At 55.2% G+C, this 7,919-nt stretch carries 6 protein-coding genes; 5 read left to right on the forward strand and 1 reads right to left on the reverse strand.

Going from position 1 to position 7,919, the window contains the following annotated elements; translation table 11 throughout:
* Positions 1 to 120 precede the first annotated feature (120 nt).
* A complete protein-coding gene (locus Q0216_RS05980; RefSeq protein WP_298593735.1) occupies positions 121 to 1,968 on the reverse strand; it encodes a pentapeptide repeat-containing protein in 1,848 nt (615 codons plus the stop codon).
* A 729-nt stretch (positions 1,969 to 2,697) separates the two neighbouring features.
* Here Q0216_RS05980 and dnaK point away from each other — a divergent pair.
* The 5 genes from dnaK (at position 2,698) to Q0216_RS06005 (ending at position 7,800) form a co-directional block, all read left to right on the forward strand.
* Positions 2,698 to 4,530, forward strand: coding sequence for a molecular chaperone DnaK (dnaK, locus tag Q0216_RS05985; RefSeq protein ID WP_298593737.1), 1,833 nt, complete (start codon positions 2,698 to 2,700; stop codon positions 4,528 to 4,530).
* Between the two features lie 2 nt (positions 4,531 to 4,532).
* On the forward strand, positions 4,533 to 5,111 hold the full coding sequence (locus Q0216_RS05990; protein WP_298593738.1) for a nucleotide exchange factor GrpE: 579 nt from the start codon (positions 4,533 to 4,535) through the stop codon (positions 5,109 to 5,111).
* 284 nt (positions 5,112 to 5,395) lie between these two features.
* Entirely contained in the window at positions 5,396 to 6,373 is a 978-nt protein-coding gene (locus Q0216_RS05995) for a DnaJ domain-containing protein (RefSeq protein WP_298593740.1), read from the forward strand.
* Between the two features lie 3 nt (positions 6,374 to 6,376).
* Positions 6,377 to 6,883, forward strand: coding sequence for a heat shock protein transcriptional repressor HspR (locus tag Q0216_RS06000; protein ID WP_298593742.1), 507 nt, complete (start codon positions 6,377 to 6,379; stop codon positions 6,881 to 6,883).
* A 341-nt stretch (positions 6,884 to 7,224) separates the two neighbouring features.
* Complete coding sequence (locus tag Q0216_RS06005; RefSeq protein ID WP_298593744.1) at positions 7,225 to 7,800, forward strand: Pycsar system effector family protein; 576 nt, start codon at positions 7,225 to 7,227, stop codon at positions 7,798 to 7,800.
* Positions 7,801 to 7,919 lie beyond the last annotated feature (119 nt).

Genomic DNA, 7,919 nt, shown 5'->3' on the forward strand with positions numbered 1-7,919 from the left:
CCCCGGCGCGCTCGCGCTGGGCAAAAAAAGAAGCCCCGCCTGCACACAAGGTGCAGACGGGACTTCTCCTAATAAGCTTTACTTGGAGGGGTTTTCTATCCGATTATCAGACTCTTCTATTTATTCTGCAGGTTCGCTTAGCCCACTGTAATTCCCATCCTTATACTTTGGGGACATCGGGTCGAAAAGTACCGTTCCAAGGGGAATCTTGAACGTCTTACCGAGGAGCGTAGCTGTTCCACAAATGATAGGTTTGCTACCCTGCCTGACAACGAAATAGTAGTCCTGCGGATTCACCTGTGCAGAGAACAGAGCAGAGCCGAAGATATCTGCAAATGTGGGTGTATATCTTTCGAAATATGCGCCGTTGAAGCCTGCGTTGCTGGTGAACTTCGCGTCCGTAAAGTATGCCTTTTCGGCGAAATACGCACCCCAGAAGTTTGCGTTTCCGGTGAACGTAGAGTTCCTGAAGTTTGCATTTCCGGTGAACTCCGCACCCATAAAGTCTGTGTTTCCGATGAACTCCGCGAGCACGAAGTCTGCGTTTCCGGTGAACTCCGCGCCCTCGAAGTGTGCGTTTCCGGTGAACTCCGCACACTCGAAGCGTGCGTTTCCGGCGAACTTCACGTGCCCGAAGTCTGCGTCTCCAAAGTGTGCGTTTCCGGTGAACTCTGCGCCCCTGAAGTCTGCGCCTCTGGTGAACTTCGCACCTACGAAGTCTGCATTTCCGGTGAACTCCGTATCAAGGAAGTCAGCATCTTCGGTGAACTCCGTACCTACGAAGTCTGCATCACCGTAGAATCTGGCAGAAGAGAAGATTGCTTTTTCAATGGTGAGGCTGTTCAAGGGGTAGAAAATAGGCGCTCGGCTGAAGTCGAAGTCAAAGCCACTCCACGTTCCTGAAGTAGTGTCGATTATCTTGCCATTATTGTCTTTACCGAAGGTGCTGCTGCGCTTGCTTATCTCAGCGAAGATAGTACGGCGTACGGCCTGTTCTTCGTGGAACTTTGCATAGTCTGCAGTAATGTCATTAGGTTTTTGGTATTCATCAGAATCTTTGAAACGCTTAAGTAGGACCTGGAGTCGTGAATGCTCTTCTATACTGAGCTTCTCGGATTCTGATTCCTGGAGCTTTTCTAGTTCTTTGTGGGCTTCGTATTCTTCTATTTTTTCTGCAAGAGGGAAGGGTGAACGAATATAAGCGCAAAGAATATCGATAATATCCTGACATTTTTCCTCATCTTTTTTACATGTAGGGTCACTATCGTCAAGCCAAGAATCAGCCAAGTTCACCAGCATTTTTACTCCGAAGATTCGAGACGTTGAATCTTTTGAGGCGAGCATTTCGTAAGCTTTGGCAGTGGCTCTCTCCCGCTCAGATTTCTTGTCGATATTATTTGTTACATTCTGATTTGTAGTAATATTATTCTGAATGGATATGGGGGAATTGTTGTTATTCTGAATGGATATGGGCAAATTATTCTGGATAGATGTAGATGAATTTTCCTGGACGAATTTAGGAGAAGAATTCGATGGGTTTTCTTGGATGTCAGACTCTTTACTTTTGCCTAATTTTTCATAAAATACAAGTGCTACGGTGATTACAAATCCCAATACTGCACCCACATCCCCAATGATTTTGAAAAAATATGCAATTCCCAATAAGAGTGCAGGGAATGCAATGTAGAGAAATATCATGATTTTCAGTCCGTGAGGATGATTTGTTTTACGTTGGTGATGTGCAATCAAGAAAAGGATTATTCCGATAGCCGTCCCCAATATATATGCTATTACCTGAATGATTGTTTGGAGAGTTTTATCATTTACAAGGAAATGTACGGCGGAAATAGATATAAAGATTAGGCTTAGAATGGTAAGGGATATATACAGGGGGTGCTGAATATTTGTTGCTGAGGAGCGAGAAGGTATGCAGTTTTGTTGATCCGGTTTATTATCCATTATGGACATGTGGGTTCTCCTATCTACTTTGAGAGGATATGGTCGTAACCAGGATACGGCAGGTGGGTAGCCTCAAGCCACAGGTGAGGGTTCAGGAATTACGGACCGGACAAGCAGAGATACCTCTATAGAGTGAGCGATGGAGCTCATAAGCAGACCCTCTATATATATAAGAGGAGTGAATCTCTGATGTCTCACTGCACCTCTAGCAACGCTACTAGAGGCCTAGCTTCCAGACCCAAAAATCGCCCCGCGGCACCCTATATAAGGTGCGCCCAGACCACCTTCCGGCCCCTCCCACACCCCAATTTTTCGGTTTTCCACCCCCTTTCTAAAAAATTTTTAAAAAATTTTTCGCCCGAGCACCCGGCGCCGTCCGCCGTGCGCTGAATCGCCGCGCCGCACCCTCGCGCCACCCAAAAACCCCGGAATTTCGCGGCAAAACCGCCCATGCGCGCCTCGCCTCCTCCCCAAAATCACCCGCAAAACGCCCCTCCGAAGCCCCGAAAAACCCGTCCCTAACACGTTCCCGCGAAAAAAAGTTGAGTCTTTTTCGCTCAACTCTATTGACAGTCCCTCCGAGAAGGTGCATACTTGAGTACATGAGGCTCAAGGCAGCCGCGCAGACCACCCCACACGTACCTGGACGCGCAGCACCGACCGCCTCCAAAACTTTCAAACTAACCCGCCTCGCATTAGAAGAAGCGGGGCACTAACACCTAAGGAGTGAATAAACATATGGCACGTGCAGTAGGTATTGACCTCGGTACCACCAACTCGGTCGTAGCAGCACTGGAAGGTGGCGACCCGGTCGTCATCGCTAACGCAGAGGGCACTCGCACCACCCCCTCCGTCGTCGCATTCTCCAAGGATGGCGAGGTTCTGGTCGGTAGCGTCGCAAAGCGTCAGGCAGTGACCAACGTCGACCGCACCATCTCCTCCGTCAAGCGCCACATGGGCACCGACTGGACCACCGAGATTGACGGCAAGAAGTACACCCCGCAGGAAATCTCCGCTCGTATCCTCATGAAGCTGAAGGGCGACGCAGAAGCATTCCTGAACGACACCGTCACCGACGCCGTCATCACCGTCCCGGCATACTTCAACGACGCTGAGCGTCAGGCAACCAAGGAAGCCGGCGAGATCGCAGGCCTGAACGTCCTGCGTATCGTCAACGAGCCCACCGCCGCAGCACTGGCATACGGTCTGGACAAGGGTAAGGAAGACGAGCTCATCCTGGTCTTCGACCTCGGTGGCGGTACCTTCGACGTCTCCCTGCTGGAAGTTGGCAAGGACGACGACGGCTTCTCCACCATTCAGGTTCGCGCAACCAGCGGTGACAACCGCCTCGGTGGTGACGACTGGGACCACCGCATCGTCGAGTGGCTGCTCGCACAGGTGAAGGCAAACACCGGCGCAGACCTGTCCAAGGACAAGATCGCTCTGCAGCGTCTGCAGGAGGCAGCTGAGCAGGCTAAGAAGGAGCTGTCCAGCGCTTCTAGCACCAACATCTCCCTGCAGTACCTGTCCGTGACCCCCGAGGGCCCCATCCACCTGGACGAGAAGCTGACCCGCGCAAAGTTCGAGGAACTGACCCGCGACCTGCTCGAGCGCACCAAGAAGCCCGTGCTCGACGTAATCAAGGAAGCTGGCGTGTCCATCTCCGAGATTTCCGAGGTCATCCTGGTCGGTGGCTCCACCCGTATGCCCGCTGTTGCTGAGCTCGTCAAGGAGCTCACCGGCCGCGAGCCCAACAAGGGCGTGAACCCCGACGAGGTCGTGGCAATGGGTGCAGCTCTGCAGGCAGGCGTTCTGAAGGGCGACCGTAAGGACGTTCTGCTGATCGACGTCACCCCCCTCTCCCTCGGTATCGAGACCAAGGGCGGCGTGATGACCAAGCTGATCGATCGCAACACCGCAATCCCGACCAAGCGTTCCGAGACCTTCACCACCGCAGAGGACAACCAGCCCTCCGTGACCATTCAGGTCTTCCAGGGTGAGCGTGAGTTCACTCGCGACAACAAGAACCTGGGTACCTTCGAGCTGACCGGCATCGCCCCCGCACCCCGCGGCGTGCCCCAGATTGAGGTCACCTTCGACATCGACGCAAACGGCATCGTCCACGTCTCCGCAAAGGACAAGGGCACCGGCGCTGAGCAGTCCATGACCATCACCGGCGGTACCTCCCTCTCCAAGGACGACATCGACCGCATGGTCAAGGACGCAGAGGCACACGCTGAGCAGGACAAGGCACGCCGCGAGGCTGCTGACACCCGCAACGCAGCTGAGTCCGTCGCATACTCCGTCGAGAAGCTCCTGAAGGAGAACGGCGACAAGCTGCCCGAGGACGTCAAGACCGAGGTTCAGGGCGACGTTGACGAGCTGAAGAAGGCACTCGAGGGTGAGGACGACGCAGCAGTGAAGTCCGCATTCGAGAAGCTGCAGGCATCCCAGTCCAAGCTGGGTGAGGCACTCTACGCAGCAGCACAGGCTGAGGCATCCGAGTCCAAGCCCGCCGCTGATGAGGACGTTGTCGACGCCGAGGTTATCGACGAAGACGAGAAGAAGTAATCATGGCTGAGCAGGAAAACATCACCCCCGACCCGCTGGAGGAGGCATTCAACGCCCCCGCAGCGGAAGGCCACCCCGAAGCTGAATCGGTCGAAACCACCGAAGATGCTGCGGAAGCCGTCGAGGCTGAGCTCCAGGACGCCGTAGAAGCAGAATCTGCGGATGCGGCACTCGCCGCAGAGCGCCTGGACTCCCTGCTTCGCCTACAGGCAGAGTTCACTAACTTCAAGAACCGCACCGCCCGCGAAAAGGAGCAGCTGCGAGGCTTCGTAACCAGTGAACTGGTGACCGCGCTGCTGCCGGTGCTCGACGATATCGACGCCGCACGTAAGCACGGCGACCTGCAGGAAGGCCCTTTCGCCTCCATTGCTACCAAGCTCGAAGAGCTGCTCGGCAAGCAGGGCGTGGAGCGTTTCGGTGAAGTAGGCGACGCCTTCGACCCGAACATCCACGAAGCTGTCCTGCAGCAGCCCACCGATGAGGTGGCTGAGGATCATGTCTCCATGGTTCTGCGTTACGGCTACCGCGTGAACGACCGCGTGGTTCGTACCGCTCAGGTGGCTGTGGCTGTCGCACCGTAAGGTGGTCGGCTCAGCATTGGCTGAATAACTAACGACGGGCGGGTGCTCTCCCTGGTGGGGGAGTGCCCGCCCTGTTGTTTGCTTGCGATATGTGCGTGGTCTCGGCATGTAGCGGCGGTGGTTAAAAGGCTTGTAGGGGTGCTATTTTTTGGGCTCAACCCTTCCAAAATTGAGTCAAGTAGACTAAACTTTTATATAGAGTATTAAGACAAGCACGCGGTGCCCCTGCAAGCCGTCCCGTAACCGAGGAGGGCGGCGCATCACCGCGAGAGGAGAAAACACACATGGCAAGTGAAAACTGGATAACTGACGACTTCTACAAGGCACTGGGCGTTAGCGAAGACGCAAGCGAAAGCGACATCAAAAAGGCGTACCGCAAGCTCTCCCGCAAGTACCACCCGGACCTGAACCCCGGCGACGCCGCAGCAGAGAAGAAGTTCAAGGAAATCTCGGAAGCATACGACGTGCTCTCCGATAAGAAGCAGCGCGAAGAGTACGACCAGATCCGCCGCTACGGCGCATCGGGCATGGGCGGCTTCGGCGGTGGCAGCTACACCGGCTACCCCGGCGCGGACGCATTCGGCGGCTTCAGCAACGGCGGCGCAGGCATCAACATTGACGACCTGCTCGGCGGCCTCTTCGGCGGCAGTGCCGGCGGCTCCCGACGTTCCGCAGGCTTCACCAGCGCCGACTTCGGCGGCATGGGAGGCGGCGGCTTCGGCGGCGCACAGCACGCAGCCCCCGAAGAGAGCACCACCAGCACCCGCATCAGCCTCGCCCAGGCATACACCGGCGCGACCGTGACCGTGTTCCTGCCGGACGGCTCCCACACCGAGGCACGCATCCCCGCAGGCATTAAGGACGGTCAGAAGGTCCGCCTGCGCGGCAAGGGCCTGCGCGGCGGCGACCTGAAGGTCACCGTGCGCGTCTCCGATGACTCCGTGTACTCGCGTGAGGGCAACAACCTGGTTATGCGCGCACCCGTCACCCTCGCCGAGGCCGTCGACGGTGCAGTGATTGAGGTGCCCCTGCCCGACGCATCCACCGTGAAGCTGCGCCTGGCACCCGGCCAGGTCGGCCGTCGCCTGCGCGCTAAGGGCCGCGGCTTCAAGGCTAAGGGTGGCGACGGCGACCTGCTCGTCATCCCCGAAATCGTACTGCCCACCGAGCTGAGCGCAGAGGCGCAGGAAGCATTCGATCAGTTCGTCAAGCTGGCACCGCAGGAAAACCCGCGTAAGGATCTGTTGAAGAAGGTGAAGTAAACCATGGCATCTCGAGAATCATCATCTAAGTCCCGTCGTAGCGAGCCGCTGCACAGCGTGGACCGCCCGGTTTTCGTGATTTCTGTGGCGGCTGAGCTGGCGGGCATGCACCCGCAGACCCTGCGCCAGTACGACCGTATCGGCCTGGTTCAGCCTTCGCGTGCGCCGGGTAAGGCGCGCCGCTATTCGCAGCGTGACGTGAACCGTCTGCAGCAGATTCAGCAGCTCTCGCAGGAGGGCGTCTCCCTGGAGGGTATTCGCCGCATTATTGAGCTGCAGTCCCTCGTGGAGCAGCATCAGGAGCAGATTGCGGCGCTGCAGCGTCAGCTTGAGGATGCGCAGATGAAGCTGGGAATGTCGGAGCGCGTGTTCGCAGCCGGCACCAGTGGCGATGTGGTGCATATTGCCCGCGGTACCCGCCCGGCGGCGCGTCAGCGTTCTTCGGCGGTGGTTCTGTACCGTCAGCGTCACCAGCCGGCTGCGGCAGATGATACGAAACCGTCGCGTTAAGCCGACTAAACCCGCTACACTGGGATAAACGGCTTAGCTTATCAGCTTATTTATGCTGGTCAGCTGCTTATATAGGCTTGTGCGTCCTAGTGTCATACGCCGCGAGGGAGGGTAGACCCCCGCCCCGCATGCACTTGGACCCACACACAAGAAGGTGAGGCTCCCCCGAATGACCGGGGAGCCTCACCTGCTTTTGTGGCTAGTCCTTGGTCTTAGGAACGAGCACTCTGATGAGCACAGGGTAGAGTAATAAGCGAATAGCGCATAGGTGGCCTAAAGTTCAGATGCCATATCCAAGCTAAACTAACGCTAGAAACTGCCTGCAAGAAAGAGGAACAAGCATGTCCTACGAGGACCAGAAATCTTACGGAAATCCCCCTGGTAAAGAGGAATCACTGGGGCTGAACCGGGAAGAACGTTGGCAACTTATCCAGTATTTTAATGATTTGATTAAACACGGTGATTCAAAAATTCAGATGTTGTTGACTGTTCAAGGTGTTATTGTTGCCGCATATGGAGGTTTTGTTTCAACGTTCCTCAGCAAACCGAATATTTGGAATCCTATAACTATATTTTTAAGCGCATTATTTGCTGTATCCGTCGTTGTATCTTTGCTGGTCGGCATAGTTGCCCTGCAACCGTACGTCAAGGAGCACAATGGAGAATCCGCTACGCGTGAAGGACAGGGAAAAGAGAATATCTACTACTACGGGTCATATTCAGACAGTAGGATTCTAGATGGGCTGAACTGCGCTACTGCAGAGGAAAAAATGAATTATCTGGGAGCACAGATTTCAGTCTTAGGCGGTATCGCAACTAGAAAATTTAGAAAAGTATTTTTTCTTGAGTGGCTCGTGTTCTCTAACGTTATTATTCTCATTGCGTCCTTTATCTTTTTCGCTTCTGCTGGGCAGTGAAGCTAAGAGGCGTAAGTGAGAACTAAACAGAGTTTACGGTGGATAGACTTGTCGAAACGTTTATCAATCATCCTATCTAGACATATATAAGCAGGTGAGGCTCCCCGAATGACCGGGGA

This window comes from uncultured Rothia sp., assembly GCF_937976295.1.
Classification (GTDB): domain Bacteria; phylum Actinomycetota; class Actinomycetes; order Actinomycetales; family Micrococcaceae; genus Rothia.